This is a genomic window from Mesotoga sp. H07pep.5.4 (genome assembly GCF_003664935.1).
Classification (GTDB): domain Bacteria; phylum Thermotogota; class Thermotogae; order Petrotogales; family Kosmotogaceae; genus Mesotoga; species Mesotoga prima.
This window is the reverse complement of sequence record NZ_JFHM01000010.1, coordinates 75,965-92,929: the sequence shown is the minus strand read 5'-3', so window position 1 is coordinate 92,929 and position 16,965 is coordinate 75,965. Positions and strand designations below refer to the sequence as shown.

Sequence of the window (16,965 nt, the reverse complement as noted above, 5' to 3'; positions counted from 1 at the left end):
AAGTACGGAGGTTGGGTATTGAAGAATACTGAACAGCTCAGAAAAAAAGGTATGACGCTTACAGAGCTTATGATAGCTGTGTCTATATCGACTGTTGTTCTTCTTACAGTTACTCTAATAACTACTCAGTCATTAAGAATTGCTAAAGCGACAGAGGCATCGATGTCTCTTGATGAACAGATTTCAAAGTTGCATTCGTCGCTGAACTATATAATTTCGCGGCAGTTCACAGCATTAGGTTCCTTCACATTCTCGGAAGATGTGCCTGAGGAAAAAGTTCAAGAGATAACTTTGTATTCAGGTGTGCCTGATTCTAGTGTCGATGTGGTTTCTGCTGTATCTACAATTACCTATGATTCAAGTCTAAGAAAGGTGGTTCATCAGTATTATAACAAATCTGGGAGCTTAGTTTCGTCTGTGATTGCGGAGAATGTTGTGGATTTTGAGTTTGATCCTGTTCCATTGACTTCATATTTAACATATAGTGGAACCTTTACGTATTTTGATCCAGTCAGCAATGACCCGATTCTGACGCGAAGTGCGAGAGGAGCGGTGAGGTTTTATTAGAGATGGTTTCTCGTTGCTTGAAGTGATAATTGCACTTGCTGTTCTTGGTCTATTCATTGCGGGTGGGATTTTTCTTATAGTAAGATACAATTCTATGTCGCAAGGGATAACTCACGTTTCAGCAATACAAGCTGCAACATACTTTGTTCGCGATTTCATTAGGCAAGACTCGGTTTTGAGAGCTGTTGGAGATGATTCAGATGTCATTTTGGAAAAGGTCAACGAAAGGTTAGTCTTGATTGAGAACGCCCTTAATGGACCTAATGAAGGAATGGGTTTCTTGGCTACAGCAGGGTTTGGGAATCTGCGAATCGAAATTTCACCATTGGAACAGAGCTCGGTCATGTATAACGGAAATGACTGGATTCTTTTCACGGTGGAGGCGATGATTTCTGACATAGACAGGAACTCAAAGGAGGAGAAAGTATATGTTACTATCTCATCACAGTAGAAAAAGTGGGTTCGCTTTGGTCATGACACTCATTCTTGTTGCTTTTGGAACGGTGATTCTTCTTGCAAGTGGTTTACAGCTTTCAAGAACAACAGATGTGGTGAATTCCTATAGAAGAATAGCTAATGTGCAGAATATTGCAAACAATGTTGTAGAAGTAGCATCTTGTTACTTCGTAGACAATCTCTCCAGCTACACTGAAGATGATAAGGTAACATGGTCTGAAGCAGTCGAATTCATTAGCATGCTTGATTCTCGATCAGGTCTTGAAAGCAAATACTGGGCAGATTTTCTTAGTTTTGTTGGAGAAGACACTGAGGGTTTTAGTTTGACAGATCAGGTCAATTCATTCAGGAATAGCAAAGGGCTTGGTGAAGGAAGATACAATATATCATCGCACATATTTCCGGTTGCAGGTGGAGCAGAGAAATTCGTCGTTATTTGTTCGGCTGAGTTTGATGGAACAAAGCGTTATTCGATGGGTCTGGTTATGACAGACGCGTTGCCCCAGGGAGGATTGCCTGCGCTAAGGACTGTTTCTTTAGATCGAGTATTATCATCGTTAAGGAGTATTGGGAATGGAAAATCAAAGAAAATCGTTGGAGATATTATTTTTGGCGATGCCATAATAGCAGGAGTCTTGTCTTTAAATAGCTCGTCAAGTTCTACTCTTCAAGATATTGTAGAGGGTATTTTAAACGCTGCGGGAATCATTGTATATGATGCTGATGGTAATCAGATCACTGATGAGGAAACCCTAGCCGAATTTTTGAGCGACTACTTCCATGAAATCGAGGATGACGCTGCCACTCTCTATGGACAATGGGTAGATGAATATGAGCAGAGTTTTCCTGAAAATCCCGAAGCAACAGTGACGCTTAACACATCTACTGCCACTGTTACCTATGCACAGGAGCCCTCACAAATTAATGTGATATGTAGTGGTGCAACCTGTCAACTGGAAAGTTACTCGGATGAACTAACTATTGAAGTGAGCGGTTCTGATCAATTTGATGCAGAATTTACATCCGAAGGACTAATAATATCTGGTTCGGGGAAATCTTTCTTAGTTCCAACTTCTATTGCAAGTGAAACAACTGTACACATAATGATCGATGGTACCACGACCTTTTTCTCTGATCAGGAACACAAAATAAGTATAGTTAGTGGCAAGTATGATATACAGGTAAAAGGTGACGTGACAATTGATACTCAGTTTGTGTATGACGTGAAGAAACTTGTTGAGGAAGTCAATAATGGAAATGGAATGTCCCTAGTTGCAAATAAAACTGCAGTTGATGCAGAAACAAGGATCAAAGATTACCAAAAACTACTTGCAGAAGAAAACTACTCTTATCTGCGCGTTGCTTCATACGGGGATATTTCCCTTGGATATAGTTCTGCTACTCACGGCGATAAAAATCTAATGGGAGACTTTTTTGCTCTTAAAAGAGATGATGGTTCGGGCGGCAACTTCCTTCTAGGTGATTTGTCAAATGTGTCGAATATCAACAATCCAGGACAGGGACAATTCTCACAGTTGTTCCTACTAGGTTCAATTACTACTTGGCAGTTTGAAAATCCTCTTGATAATAATGGAGAAGACCTTCTGAATTCCCTTGCACTTGTAGCGGCCGGTGATCCTAATGCCTTAGGAAGTGGCTCATCAGATGGATCGGGCGGAACCCTTGCACTTCTTGGTATTCAGAGTTGGTGATCATGAACTGCTTGCTAGTTTTTCGGTCTGGGGAAGAAGAGATTCTCTTCTTAGCTTCTGTACTTTAGGCCACAGTTAACCCCCAGGGAGCCCTCGCGACGTGCGGGGGCTTTTTTGTGGGAACTCATAGCGATAAACTACTGGATGTCTTCGTATCACTTCAATTATTCGATCAGTTCTGGGCATTCAATGAAATAAGGTCTTGAGAAAATTTCTAGCTATCTTACTGGATATTAATGCGCTGTTTACCTCGAAAGCGTCATCATAGCAGTCGATGGTTTTTGAATCGGCTATTGATAGCTGTATAATAGTTAATTAAAGAGGGGGAGTATATGTTTCGAATGGATAATAGAATTGTTGAACTCGCTTCTCACGAGCTGGATTTGCATCCCGAAGCAAGGCTCCACGATCTTTACAAGCTCTTCTATCAGGGGACTTTTGGTCCGAGTCACATAATGGAGGATCAAGCGGTCGCCCTTAGATTTCTTGCCGAAGAGATCGACTGCGATGAGTTCGATCAGGTTCTATGGCAGGATGTAAGTTATATGGAGAACTTCTTCAGGATCAATTTTGTTATTGTTAAGAACCGGCAGGTACTTATCGATGATCTCTTCCGGGCACTGGTTGCCAGCAGTAGAATAGGGGCCACCCTATCACATGATGAATGGAAGGAAGAGTGGTACAGGATAGAAAGCGTACTCAGAGACTCACTTCCTGAGGAGATTTTCACTCCTGAGTCTTCAATGGTTGTTAAGGAAGCGGTTGAAGGCGGAAAACTGGTGCATCACAGTGCTTCGTATAAGAGAAGCTATCATCCACATTACAGAGTAATAAGCCGTGAATGGTTTGAGAGGCTTATTGGAACTACTTATTGAGTCGCTTTCTAGCATCATATGCTCTCCGCATCTTCGATTTACTAAGCGTAACAAAAAACGGAATGAGGTTTCTCCCATCGGCTGTTTTCATTCAGGTTGTTCGTGCCTAAGTGGGTTGTTCTCCGTTTTTATGACTGAAGTCAGTGGGAACTTGAATTACTTTGTTCATGTCTTCAGAGGGCTCAAATTTCGGCAAAAAAGCAAATCGGAACAAGTCAAATAAGAAATTGACAAGACGCTCTGTCGAAGCCGCGTTAATCCGCAAGCCGATTTTCCGTAAGCGGGAAAGCCGCGAGCCGATTATCCAAAAGCGGAAAACCCGCCTCTACTAAATAATGATATTACTAAAGGATACTTCGTATCGCGCAAGCTCGATCGATTTTTGTGGACACAGGTGAAAGAACTAACAAGGCAAGCGATTATGCAATCAAAGTGAAGCGCATAAGGAAAGTTATCTCTACTTTTTGAAAGGTGCCTTTGAGAGCTGAAGAACATAAAGTTGCTGTTGATTACTTGTGATTTAGCGCTTCTACTAAAACTTCTCGAAACGGTCGACAAAACCCAACTTCCCCGAGTCACTGATTCAAGGGAGACCAACACCTGAATGATAAATCGGCGCAGGTTCTTCAGAAATCCTTCTCTGTTTCATTTGTTCTGGCAAAGAATAGCGGTTCCTTTGTAGAGATACGTTCATTTCGCTTCTAAGTCAAGCTATAATAGCAATGAAGGGAGGTAATAGTATGAAGTCTATTGTTGTTTATTTCTCATACGATGAAAGCACTAAAGCACTTGCAGAGGCAATGGCCTCTTCAATAGGTGCTGACCTTCTGAGGCTGGTTCCCACGGGGGAGTTTACTCGGACCTATTATCACCATGTGGAGAATCCCGAACAGATAGAGACCACGCCCGGCTATGACCCAGATAAGGAGCATATCTGGGGAAGCGAGTCGGTGACTATGAATAACAGTCCCGAACTTGAGCCGTATAGCTTCGATCCGAACATGTATGATTTCATAGTCTTGGGGAGTCCGGTGTGGGCTCTTACATATGCACCTCCGATCAATACATTTCTTCAAGAGAACAAAATCCAGGGAAAGAAGATCGCTCTCTTCTGTACGCATGAAGGAATGATAGGTGGCGCCCTCGAGAATCTGAAAAAGGCTTTGAAGGGGAATGAAGTCGTTCAGGAGAGTGACTTCGAATCTCCTTCTTCAAGATTAGAGGAGTATATCGAGACTGCGAAGGAATGGGTGAGAGAGGTTAAGGAGAGTCTCTAGTTTCCACCATAGATTTGATTTACCGAAACGCCGAGGGCATGCTCTCGGCGTTTTCTTTTTGAGACGTTTAGTCTACTGAGCCAATTAATCTTGAGTTTTATTGTCAAATTATATAGAATAGGAGTGAAGAGGTGGTTGAATGTTAAGCAAACAGGAGATCAAGAAGGCAATCGGGTTGAGAGTAACACAGAGAAAGTTTCAGGAAAGGCAGTTGTCTCCTGAACAGAAGAAAGAAGTCAATGACGCTCTGAGAGATATTGTTCCGATTAACTCCGAAAGTGTTTTGCATTGGTACTTCTCTCCAGAATTTCCTTCCGGATCGGGAATTGTGCTTGCGAAAATGAGTGACTTTTCCACACCAAGTCTTGTGAAGTATGGATTCGAAGGCGAGCAGATCGTTCTAAACCTTACTTTGAAGGGATTCTCGACTAGCTGGGCACGACTGCCAAATTATCTATCTATGATTGTTGTTGGCTTTGCTGCGGATGGTAGTGGAGACATCGTCGAGAGAGCTTCCCGTTTTCTTTACAGGGAGGCTAACAGGAAGCCCCTCAAAGAAGTTGTATATGGCAAGGAAAATTACATAGACGAAAAAATGAAAGACATTATCGATGCGGGAAGAATGGCACCCTCATCGTTCAACAGACAACCCTGGAAGTTTGAGGTTTTGGGAGAAAACGAGATAGCAATTCACGGCTGGAAGAAGATTCCTCTGATCTATGAAGAGGTTATAGCGATCGATCTCGGTGTTGTTTTATCGCACATGTATCTCATGGCAAATGCTATGAGCGACAAAGCGAAAGTTGAAGCAATAAGCCAGAGAAGCTATTTGCTGACATTCTAATTGCGTTGAGCCTAGAGATCTCATTCATAGGCATCGAGATCAAATGAGTTCCAAGAGTTTTCGAACGCGGAAGGCATTTAGTTCGCTCGTATTGGCAGAACCAGAAAGCTGTTCAAAGACAGGACTGTGCTTCCCACTTGCATTCTTCTGTTTTTCTCTCGCACTTATGCCTAATAATTGAGATTAGGGTAAGGCAATGCTCATTTTGGCAGTGTAACTAATATGGAACTGAGGGATAAGTAGAGGACAATCGAGATAACCCCTGAGATAACGGGAGTGAATACCCACCCATATACGATCCTCCTTGTCATTCCAGAATCATAGTTTTTCGTACCTCTGGCCAGGCCGACTCCAATAACCGCTCCCACTATTGCCTGTGAAACCGAAACCGGGACTCCAATAAAGGCATAAATTAGCACGGTCAATGATTGTGCAAGTAAGGCAATAATAGAAGCGAAAGATTCGAGAGCTACTATCTTTGTCCCTATAGTGTACATAACTCTTCTGCTGAACATTATTGCCCCGGCTGATATGCTCAGTCCTCCGATCAACACGGCTTTATCAACACCAATTATTTCTGCAAAGCTCCCAGTAACGTTTGCTACGTTGTTTGCGCCAAGTGCAAATGAACCTAAGCCTCCAATGATTATGGCGGACGATTTCAGAATTATGTCCTGAGCAAGTATCGATGGAATCTTCCTGAACCAGAAACCAAAGAACCTGTATAAGATGTAACCGGCGATTGCCGCTCCCAATGGAGTTGTAATCCAGCAAGCTACGATTTTCAATACAGCTAGCCAGTCTACGCTTCCGCTGATAAGTCCAATACCTACCACCGAGCCAACAACTGCTTGAGATGAGGAAACGGGTAGACCTATTCTGTTGAGCAAAAGAACAGAGATTCCTGCCGCTGCAGCGTTTACTGAAGCTGAGAGCAAAGTATGGGAGCTTAGTTTAGAGAGGGTTTGCATACCTCCTGCACCACCGATTATAGCTCCAATGAGTACGGCAAGCGCAGAGATCAGTGCCGCCGATCTGTATCTGAGAATTCCGCTTGTTACTGTTGTACCGTAAATGTTCGCTGCATCGTTCCTTCCAAGAGTCCACCCGAAGAAAACAGCAGGCAGAAGAGCGAGGATCACGATTATCCCTTCATTTATCAGTGTTAGAAAGAATTATAGCATCAGATACGCGCCTTTACATGCAATAAGGGAGAATTCTTTGAATGAAAGCGATCGTCTATCGGTTGTCTTCCTGTTCGATCTCCTTCAAGCAATAAGTGTAGTACCTCTTCTTGTTGGCGCTGTCTATCTTCATCTTGAGGCCGTGCATCTCATTCTCAAATCCAGGGAACTTGTTGTCGAACTCCTCGGAGAGATTGAGATACTCGATTATTCTCTTTGTTTCACCGGTGTATCTCTCGCCGGGCATTATCACTGGTATTCCGGGAGGGTACGGAACGACCATGACGGCAGAGATCCTGTTCTGCAGCTCGCGGATTCTCACCAGTTCAGTATTACCGTTTACTAACTCCGCGTAGGCCTTAGCTGGCAGCATTACCTGCTCTGGATTTTGTGAGTAGACATCTTTTAGAACCTTCGTAATTTTCACTTTTCTTAGGTACTCGTGCATTTGTCTGCACAGTTCCTGTAGAGTCATTTTCCCGTACTTCTTTGGAAACTCCCTAACGATATCCGGAAATATATCGTCCAAAGGGGCGTCTTCATCGAAAAGCTTTTTGAAAGTGAAGAGCTCTGCCAGAAGAGTCCCGGATTTTCCTTTAGTCAGTCCCAAGGAGAAAAGAATGAGGAAGGAATAATGGCCTGATTTCTCAACTACGATTCCCCTGTGTCTAAGGAATGTAGTCACTATTGTTGCAGGTATTCCCCAGTTTCTCATTCCACCCTGTCTCGTGATACCCGGAGTCATCACAGTTACCTTCACGGGATCGAGAAGGGCATAGTCATTGTCGAGCTTTCCAAATCCGTGCCAGTCTTCGTTAGCCTTGAGATACCAGCAGTCGGGCCTGTCCTTCAAGATGGACTCATCTATGTCCTCGAGATCAAAGGTCTTTCGCTCGCCGCTTTCGGTTTCAATAGAGACTTTGTCCGGCTGCCATATTTCCAACCACCAGCGTCTCTTTCGATCGGTCTCTTTGGATTCTATCTCTTTCTTGAGGTGCTTCATCTTCTTTCTGAAAATAATTGCCTCTTGAATCGTTTCATCTATAAGGAATCTTCCAGCATTCCCGGCCATCATTTTTGCAGCGACGTCGAGCGATGCAATAATCGCGTACTGGGGGGAAGTCGACATATGCATCATATAGGCTTCGTTAAATCTCCCGTGATCAACCCTCTTTCTCCCGTCCTTCACGTGAATCATGGAGCCTTGAGAGAAGGCTGCCAGGAGCTTGTGGGTGGAGTGTGTTGAAAAGACTACCGGGGATCTCTCCCTGTCGATATCGGAAGACATTCCGAATCGGCCAAGATACATGGGGTGGAATTTTGCGTAGGCGTACCAGGCCTCGTCAAAAAGAACGAAATCGACCACTTTCTCAAGCCTGTCGAGGATCGTTCTTGCGTTGTAGCAGAGACCATCGTACGTGGAATTTGTAATGACTGCCAGTTTTATTCTGTAATTCTCTTTGTCTTCTACAAGGGGGCTTTCCTTGATTGCCTTTTCTATTTCGCTCCACTCGAAATTCTCCTCATGTATCGGTCCGATTATTCCCAGTGAGTTTCTGCTCGGCGTGAGATAGATGGGAATCGCACCGGTCATGATAATTGAATGCATAATCGACTTGTGACAGTTTCTGTCAATGAGAACGATATCTCCGGGTGTAACGCAGTAATGGAAAACTATCTTGTTTGATGTCGATGTGCCGTTCGTTACGAAGTAGGTCTCGTCGGAACCAAAGATTTTTGCGGCGGATTTCTCGGACTCCCCTATCGCCTCGGTATGTTCAAGGAGCGATCCAAGCTCGGGAACTGATACGGATAAGTCACTTCTGAATATGTTTTCTCCGAAGAACTTATGAAAGATCTTCCCGGTAGAAGACTTCAGAAAAGCCTCTCCACCACTGTGGCCGGGAGTGTGCCAAGAATACTTGAATTCATCTACGTATCTAATTAATTCCTTCAAGAATGGCGGAAGAAGCTCGTCCATGTAGCGTTCAGTTGCTTCTTCAATTCTGCCTGCAATGAAAGAGGGGCTGTCTTCGAGTTTCCAGACATAGCCGTCGATTTGGCTTACAATTTCGAGCGGAATTTCCTTGACTCGAAGTTTTTCGGTCATAAGAAAGATGGGAATAAGCATATTTCTACCCCGGATTATCTCTATTATCTCTCCGGGGCCTAGAAATTCCGCATCGGGTTTTATGACTAGGTCCCAATCAAGCAAGACACAGCTTACATTTGAGTGTGACATGAACTCTATTCTGCAATCGTAGCCTGAATAGGATTCAATTACGGAAAAACCTCGTTTCTGAAGCTCTTTGATTATCTCTCTTGTAGCTCTTCCACCAGTATTTTCTGAACGAAGATCGTCATCGACAACTAGGACCGGAAAATCTTTGAAAAGCTCCATTCTATCCCCTCGATTCTGCCTTTTTGTAGGCAACGAACGAACCCTTTGGAACTCCGAGGAAGCCTCCAATTACCTCGCATTTTGCCATAAGCAAGAAGAAAATCTCACGTTTCACGGAACTCAAACCCTCAAGGTTGCCCTGTCCTTTAGAGATTACTACATCGGCGCTAAAATAGACCTCGGAAAACGCTCTCTTCATTGTCTTTTCCTGAGCGCCAGGCGCGTCCGCCCCGGAATCCATTAGTGTCGCAACCTCATCCATTCTTATTTCAAGCGCCTCTTTCATAGTAATATCGTTCAGCGCAGGTTTTGTTCTGACAGAAAAGTAGCTATTGGGCACTTTCGCAATATCCAGAAGGAGCTTGTCTAAAACGGCTTCGCCACAGTTATCTCCGACGATCAGCAAAGAGTTCGCCTTGCGGATTCTATCGGCAAGTTCCTGAAGATCGTCTATCGCAAAAGGTCTGGAAAGAGCATCCTTCATCGTGGAGTGGATATCGATCTTGTGACCGGGAGCAACGTCTATGATATTACCTGCGACAGAAAGCTTCAGCGCACCGATCAACGGATCGTCAAGTTTGAGGAGCTCAGTTTTTAAATCATCGTAGATCTCCAGAAGATTGTCATTAGACATCTTCTTTATATCTCTAAAGGCATCGCTATCACCAAAGAGTGGTTCAAGTACTTCACCGACCTTTCGGCCGATGTCTATTGGAGTATCTGACCAGTCCATTTCCGCGACTTCTTTCATGAAGGTTCTTACTACTTGCTTTTTCTCTTCCTCTCCGGCATGGTTCTGGTCAAGAATCCTGAGAAGGCTGTTTAGATTGCAGGGAATACATCTGAGATCTATCTTCATTCAATCACCTCACAATGAATTATACAGTGTTTTAGTAATCGCAACCTGTGTTCATTTGACATGCAAACTACATCTGCAAAAGGCCTATCAGGTCAACCGTCAACGGTTCTCCGTCATCCGAAATCAGCAGACTGGCAAGAGCTTAAGTGATGCGCGAAGAACATCGCCGGAAGTGATGCTACCATAAAACACTAGACGCAAGGCGCCGAAAATCATCGGCGGTCGCAATGCCGCCTGCGGCAGGACGCAAGGCTGGCAAAGGTCACGCCAGGTCGCAATGCCCGCTTCGCGGGGAAGATCTACGCAGCCAGTCTGCTTCGCATGCCAGTTCCTACTGCTTCGGGTAAAGAACCAGTCTCCGCTGATCATTACTGATTACAACGTTTCCCGTCGATGCTAACACTTTCGTGACAGGATGCTCAAAAGAAATGAAAGTCAGAGAATTCGATCGTGTGCAGTGCGAGAAAGAATGACTATGTTAAATGGCTCTTCGGTTATTCTGAAAGCAACACATGTCGTCATTCTGACAATGCTCCTAGTCAGAATCTCGGTCTTTTGGGTGAAAGGACTGTTCTTCCCAGCGATCAGCGGGTCTTCGTTCTTAGGGGATGACTGTTCTTAGTTGCGAGATCCCGTACAGGAGCACTACGGAATGACAATTAAAGATTATTGCGAAAAGGCCATATCCCGTCATTCTGACAATGGTCCTAGTCAGAATCTCGGTCTTTTGGGTGAAAGGACTGTTCTTTCCAGCGATCAGCGGATCTTCGTTCTTAAGGGGATAGCTGTTCTTAGTCGCGAGATCCCGTACAGGGGCACTACGGAATGACAATTAAAGATTATTGCGAAAAGGCCATATCCCGTCATTCTGACAATGGTCCTAGTCAGAATCTCGGTCTTTTGGGTGAAAGGACTGTTCTTTCCAGCGATCAGCGGGTCTTCGTTCTTAGGGGATGACTGTTCTTAGTTGCGAGATCCCATACAGGAGCACTACGGAATGACAATTAAAGATTATTGCGAAAAGGCCATATCCCGTCATTCTGACAATGCCCCTGGTCAGAATTTCTGTCTAAAAGCCGCTGTCCGCTTAGGAGCAAGAACCCGCTGAACGCTTATGAAAAACGTTAGCCAGTCAACAGTACACCGTCCTCCGTTGAGAGGATAAAAACCAGATCCCGAAACAAGTTCGGGATGACAGCGAATGGTTATACCGAAAACCGTTTCGTGATAACGATGCGAAAAGTCGCCCAAAACTACCATCGTGACGACAACGCTTGGTCATTCCGAAAACGCCTCATTCCGTCATTCCGACAAATCTCCCGGTCAAAATCTCGATGCTATTGCTTCACGGCTCTCCCCGGCGAACGTAGAACCGCTCAACGGCGAACCGGTTTCAATCTGCTCTTTCGAGCCCCCAACTACGGGCTTACAACTCACAAGTTACAACTGATCTTTTGCTCTTTCCAGCGTTAAGCGTCTCCTAGCAAGCGGTGATCGGCTCTTCTCGGAGAACGGAGAACCGCTCAACGGCGAACCGGTTTCAGTTGGCTCTTTCCAACGCCCTACGTGCTATCGCAAACCACGTTATATTCGAAAACCGAGATCCCGAAACAAGTTCGGGATGACAGCAGATGGTTTTCCCGAAAACGCCTCATTCCGTCATTCCGACAAAGCTACTGGTCGGAATCTCGATGCTATTGCTTCACGGCTCTCCCCGGCGAACGTAGAACCGCTCAACGGTCAATCAGTTTCTCTTGCTCTTACGGACCTCCAACCACCAACCTCCAACCCCGGCCTTTTTTACGACAATTCACAACTCACAACTTGCATCTGATCCCTTGCTCTTTCCTCCCCCCTGCCTGAAGCCCCCAATTACGCTTGTTACAGAGGATGATATAATTGTTATGAAATGCAGGAGGTGTAAGCTGTGTATTACAGATCAAAGGAAAATGGGATTTTCAATTTCAACCTCTATTCAAATTACAAGGCAGTAGGGAGTCGGTACATCGCTACACGTCCAACGGAGCAAGAGGATGTTGTTGAAGAACTAAACAGCGAAGATGATGCAAAGCTCTTTGAGGAGTTTATATGGGCTTCTCTGCAAAGAGTTCGAGATTATATCGACTTCAAGGATTTCGATAGTTTCTGTCACGGTAGAAGATAGCGAGGTTTGAAGAAAGAACGAGCAAAGCAACGGAAAACATAAGATGATGTAAATAAATTCGCATAGTGTACTTTCATAACCTTCAGGAGTGTATAATAGCAAAGACCGACCTAATAGGGTTTGGAAGAGGAGGTAAACAATGGAGTTCATCTTTCTTTCTGTTGTTGAATGCGAATTTATGAAACTTAACCAACCTCAAAGTGTGAAACTTCATTCGTGTGAAGACTCACTTCGCTCTCTCCGCGCTCGTCGTCGTTGCTTCTAAGGAAAGTCTTTCAAAGCTAGCATCCCTCAATTCCAATCTCGGCAATCATTTGAGTACGACCGTTATTGACCTGCGATTTTTGACAATAATTCCACAAATACTCACGATTCTATGGAGGTGGGAAATATGTTTAGAAAGGGTTTTGTTGCCCTAATTGTTATTCTTTTTGTTGGATTTACGGCGTTTTCACTGACTTTCGAAGTGTCAATGAGCCAGGAAGCCATTGATACAGTGGCTTCTCTAGGCCTTGAGACACCGATAAATGGAAGGGTCTTCGTTATTGTCAGCAAAGACTCATCCAGTGAGCCAAGTATGCAGACAGATGTTAGAGGAGTTCCCTTCTGGGGGAAAGATGTATTCAAAATGACCTCTGAATCGGTTGTGAAGATCTCCGATGGAGATATGGCAGTAGCCGGCTATCCCATCGATCTATCTGACTTGCCTGCTGGAGAATATTTCGTTCAGGCACTGATTAATGTCTACACGACATTTAACAGGGCAGACGGTCACACAATTCTTATGCATGACGATACCGGCGACGGTCAATGGTTCTGGGAATCCATTGGTAATGCTACGAGCAAGACAAAGAAAGTCTATCTTGATCCTGCAAACCCAGGGTCAGTAGAACTTGCTATCACTGAAGTAATAATGCCTGATTACGATCTGGAGCCGGGAATGGTACTTCAGCAGGGAAATTACACAGACACAGAATGGGTGAAATACGTAAAGATCAAGAGTGACGTGGTGTCGGAATTCTGGGGAAAAGACATGTATATCGGCGCCAATGTTCTTCTTCCTGAAGGCTATTACGATAACCCAGATGTATATTACCCTGTCATTTACTATCAGGGCCACTTCCCTGGCGGAGGCGCGCCGGTAGGATTCAGAGTAGACAACGATGTCTACAAGTTCTGGACAGAGGACGGCAATGCGAGATTCATCGCTGTTTCTTTCAGAGATGCGACACCTTATTACGACACCTCTTATTCAGTTGATTCGGAAAACTCAGGCCCATACGGAACGGCAATTACAGAAGAATTCATTCCCTACCTAGAAAGCCAGTTCAGAATGATTCCCGAGAAGTGGGCAAGAGTTCTTGCTGGCGGTTCTACCGGTGGATGGGAAGCTCTTGCAATGAAGGTCTTCTATCCAGATTTCTTCGGGAGAACATATGTTTGGTATCCGGATGCGGTTGATTTCAACTATTACCAGCTAATCAATATCTACAATGACGACAATGCTTATTACTCTGACTTCGGCTGGGTAAAGACGGAAAGACCGAGTGCAAGAGACACTCACGGAAATATCAGATTCACCGTTAAGCAGGAGAACTACTATGAGATGGCTGCAGGACCGAGCAACAGATCCGGCGGGCAATGGTCCGTATGGGAATCAACATATAGCCCTGTGGGAGTAGATGGATTCCCTCAACCCATTTGGGACCAAATTACCGGCGAAATAAACAAGGATGTTGCCGAATACTGGAAAGAGAACTTTGATCTTAACTATATTCTTCAGGAAAATTGGGAAGAGATTGGTCCGAAAATTGCTGGAGACGTTCACGTTGCAGTGGGCGATATGGACAACTATTATCTCAATGAGGCCGTCTATCTTTTGAAGGCAGCTATGGAGAAGATGGAAAATCCAGTCTCCGACATGACCTTCGATTTCGGTCCAAACCAGGGCCATGGTTGGAAGGGTTGGAGCCCGACCGATCCTAATAAAGCCCTTGCTCTTCAGGAGTGGCTATTACAGCTTTCAGATTACATGAAGGAAAATGTCCCTGAAGGAGTGGAGACTGACTGGATTTACTGATATAGATCCAAGATACTGATTTGGGATGCTAGAATTGACCGGAGGGTCTCCCCTCCGGTTTTTTGATTTCTGGAGGTGTAGTTCTGAGAATCTTGATTGTCGAAGATGAAGAGACGATATCTGCTTTTCTCCAAAAGGGTTTGAGAGAAGAGGGATTCGTAGTTGACTCCGCAAAGGATGGAAATGAAGCGATACGACTATCGTCATCCAATCCGTATGACGTAATTATACTGGATGTTCTCTTGCCTATTAAAAACGGGTTTGAAGTTTGCAGCGAACTTAGAGCCAGCGGCAACCACACTCCGGTCCTTATGCTCACGGCTCTTGACTCCGTAGATGAAAGAGTAAAGGGACTAAACACTGGGGCGGACGACTATCTTGTGAAACCCTTTGCCTTCAAGGAGCTTCTTGCGAGAGTGAACGCGTTGCTCAGGAGACCCCGAGAAAGTTTCGACAGGGTCCTGAGAGTTAGCGATCTGTCTATAGATACCGTTTCTCATACCGTCAAGCGTGGCGACAAGGAGATAGAACTTTCGCCAAAAGAGTATCGCCTTTTGGAGCATTTGGCGAGGAATGCACATCAGGTGTTGAGCAGAACTCAGATTGCTGAAAGCGTCTGGGATCAGGACTTCTTCAGTGATTCTAATGTAGTAGATGTCTACATCAGGTATTTGAGAAAGAAGATAGACGACCCGTTCCCTACGAAACTCATCAATACTGTGAGAGGATTCGGTTACAAGCTAGGTTGATAGAATGAAGAAACTACTTCCGATACGGATAAAGTTAACCCTCTGGTATGTTCTCTTTCTTGGTGTGATTTTATTTGCTTTCAGCATTCTCATCTACATGATTTTGAGTGCTCAACTGCACAGCGAAACAGATTCTTCGCTGAGAATTGTCTCTTCACAGCTATTGGCGAACATAGAGATTGTTCAGAACTATCCAGTATTCAAAAAGACGGTCGAAATGGATTCGCTAACCAACAGGCTTCTGGCAGAGGGTTTTGCCGTAAGACTCATGGACAATTCTGGAAGCATAGTAGAGGGTTTTGGACCGTTTGGAATACTGAAAGCCTCGATAGATTTGACTGACAAAGAGTTTTCAAGCGTTTCGACCTCCGTTGGAGTTTGGAGAATCTTCACCCTGCAGATAGGTCAATGGGGATGGATACAAGTGGGCGAATCTCTTTCAAGCGTCAGGGTTGCACTGTTTCGTTTATCAAGGCTCATGATGTTGATTGGCCCTACAATAATCATTCTTGCAGTAGTTGGGGGCTTCTATTTGGCGAAGAAATCACTGGAACCCGTTGAAAGAATCACGCTTCTCGCAGAGGAAATCAGTGTTGAAAAGCTCAATAAGAGGTTGAATCTCACCCTCCCGGATGATGAACTGGGTCATCTCGCCAGTACATTCGACGGAATGCTCGAAAGGCTCGAGGAATCTGTGAAGAAACAGAGACAATTTACATCTGACGCCGCTCACGAGCTCAGGACACCGCTAACGGCAATCAGAAGCATAGTGGATGTTACGCTTCATAGAGATCGCAGTTCCGAGGAATATGTAAGTGCTCTTTTGCAGATTCAGAACGAAATAGAGAGGTTGAGCAGCGTAATAGACGATCTGCTAATTATTACAAGGCTGGAGAATACTCTTCCGAAAAGGGAATTTGCGGTCTTTTCTGTGAGCGCTCTAATCTGGGAGGTTCTGGAAACGATGATGGTTCTCGCGAAGGAAAAGAATATCGAGATCGAAACCGACTTACAGGAGAACCTAGAGATAGCAGGTGATCGAAAGCATCTGTCGAGAGCTGTGTTCAATCTTGTGGACAACGCAATAAAGTACACGCCTGAAAACGGCAAGATAAGAATTGCGGCAAAACTTAGTGAATCTAAAGAGAGGATCGAGATAATCGTTGAAGATAACGGCATTGGCATACAGTTAGAAGATATGGAGAGGATTTTCGATAGATTCTACAGAGTGGACAGAGCAAGATCGCAAACGAGAGGCACAGGTCTCGGCCTCTCGATTGCTAAGGAAATTGTAAAAGCGCATGGTGGCGTTATCTCGGTAAAAAGCTCTCCAGGAAAAGGATCTACCTTCAAAGTAAGCCTACCTTCGAAGATTAGAAAACTCTAATGATAGTCTAATTGTTCTCTAATGTAAGAGCCTTATAGTTAAGTTGATGCAGCGATAGAAGATTCACATAGATTCCATCCCTGTACGCAGAGTAGGTAATGCAAATTACGAAGAGGGAGCCTGACGATGATTAAGCTACTCCGGTAAAGCGATAGTAAATCAGGCTCCGCTTCTGAGAAAGTGAAAAATGCCCTTTTCATCATCCCCAAATGGAAGCCAGGAGACTGACTTCTTTCTCTGTTCTGCTGGTAATGACACGGAGATTCTAGAGCGAATCTTTACAAGACCATCGCCCGTGAAGGAAATTCAGAGCATCGAACGTTTCATATCTCATCATGTTCATCTTTCCTGCCAGAGCATCAATGTTGATGAAAATAGAACGGTCTGCCGAAGTTAATTCCATTATCTTT

General features: G+C 44.5%; 14 protein-coding genes. 11 read left to right on the top strand and 3 right to left on the bottom strand.

What is annotated here, in order from left to right:
- Positions 1–18 precede the first annotated feature (18 nt).
- The 6 genes from Y696_RS06840 to Y696_RS06815 all read left to right on the top strand — a co-directional run bounded on the left by Y696_RS06840 (position 19) and on the right by Y696_RS06815 (position 5,731).
- Positions 19–567: a PilW family protein gene (locus Y696_RS06840; protein WP_121510041.1), complete on the top strand. Its 549-nt coding sequence runs from the start codon at positions 19–21 to the stop codon at positions 565–567.
- Entirely contained in the window at positions 563–1,018 is a 456-nt protein-coding gene (locus tag Y696_RS06835) for a type II secretion system protein (RefSeq protein ID WP_121510040.1), read from the top strand. The genes Y696_RS06840 and Y696_RS06835 overlap by 5 nt, the downstream gene beginning before the upstream one ends.
- On the top strand, positions 996–2,735 hold the full coding sequence (locus Y696_RS06830) for a hypothetical protein (RefSeq protein ID WP_121510039.1): 1,740 nt from the start codon (positions 996–998) through the stop codon (positions 2,733–2,735). Before Y696_RS06835 ends, Y696_RS06830 begins: the two co-directional genes overlap by 23 nt.
- 341 nt (positions 2,736–3,076) lie before the next feature.
- Positions 3,077–3,610, top strand: coding sequence for a hypothetical protein (locus Y696_RS06825; protein WP_259459872.1), 534 nt, complete (start codon positions 3,077–3,079; stop codon positions 3,608–3,610).
- Positions 3,611–4,350: 740 nt separating this feature from the next.
- Entirely contained in the window at positions 4,351–4,887 is a 537-nt protein-coding gene (locus Y696_RS06820) for a flavodoxin (protein ID WP_014730969.1), read from the top strand.
- 139 nt (positions 4,888–5,026) lie between these two features.
- Positions 5,027–5,731 carry a nitroreductase family protein gene (locus Y696_RS06815; RefSeq protein ID WP_121510037.1) on the top strand — a complete coding sequence of 235 codons (705 nt, stop codon included), beginning with the start codon at positions 5,027–5,029 and terminating at the stop codon, positions 5,729–5,731.
- Between the two features lie 200 nt (positions 5,732–5,931).
- Here the strand turns inward: Y696_RS06815 and Y696_RS06810 are convergent, their stop codons facing one another.
- From Y696_RS06810 to Y696_RS06800, 3 genes are all read right to left on the bottom strand, one after another.
- A complete protein-coding gene (locus Y696_RS06810; RefSeq protein ID WP_121510036.1) occupies positions 5,932–6,873 on the bottom strand; it encodes an inorganic phosphate transporter in 942 nt (313 codons plus the stop codon).
- Between the two features lie 97 nt (positions 6,874–6,970).
- Positions 6,971–9,316 (bottom strand): Orn/Lys/Arg decarboxylase N-terminal domain-containing protein, encoded by a 2,346-nt coding sequence (locus tag Y696_RS06805; protein WP_121510035.1) that lies wholly within the window; start codon positions 9,314–9,316, stop codon positions 6,971–6,973.
- A 1-nt stretch (position 9,317) separates the two neighbouring features.
- Positions 9,318–10,175 carry a DUF89 domain-containing protein gene (locus tag Y696_RS06800; protein ID WP_121510034.1) on the bottom strand — a complete coding sequence of 286 codons (858 nt, stop codon included), beginning with the start codon at positions 10,173–10,175 and terminating at the stop codon, positions 9,318–9,320.
- Between the two features lie 652 nt (positions 10,176–10,827).
- On the opposite strand from Y696_RS06800, the gene Y696_RS14020 reads away from it, so the two are divergent.
- From Y696_RS14020 to Y696_RS06770, 5 genes are all read left to right on the top strand, one after another.
- On the top strand, positions 10,828–11,004 hold the full coding sequence (locus Y696_RS14020) for a hypothetical protein (RefSeq protein WP_006486685.1): 177 nt from the start codon (positions 10,828–10,830) through the stop codon (positions 11,002–11,004).
- A 1,098-nt stretch (positions 11,005–12,102) separates the two neighbouring features.
- Positions 12,103–12,339: a hypothetical protein gene (locus Y696_RS06785; protein WP_006486683.1), complete on the top strand. Its 237-nt coding sequence runs from the start codon at positions 12,103–12,105 to the stop codon at positions 12,337–12,339.
- A 391-nt stretch (positions 12,340–12,730) separates the two neighbouring features.
- Entirely contained in the window at positions 12,731–14,419 is a 1,689-nt protein-coding gene (locus tag Y696_RS06780) for an alpha/beta hydrolase-fold protein (RefSeq protein ID WP_006486682.1), read from the top strand.
- Between the two features lie 83 nt (positions 14,420–14,502).
- Entirely contained in the window at positions 14,503–15,168 is a 666-nt protein-coding gene (locus Y696_RS06775; protein ID WP_039882337.1) for a response regulator transcription factor, read from the top strand.
- 4 nt (positions 15,169–15,172) lie between these two features.
- Positions 15,173–16,555, top strand: coding sequence for a cell wall metabolism sensor histidine kinase WalK (locus tag Y696_RS06770; protein WP_006486680.1), 1,383 nt, complete (start codon positions 15,173–15,175; stop codon positions 16,553–16,555).
- Positions 16,556–16,965: the final 410 nt, after the last annotated feature.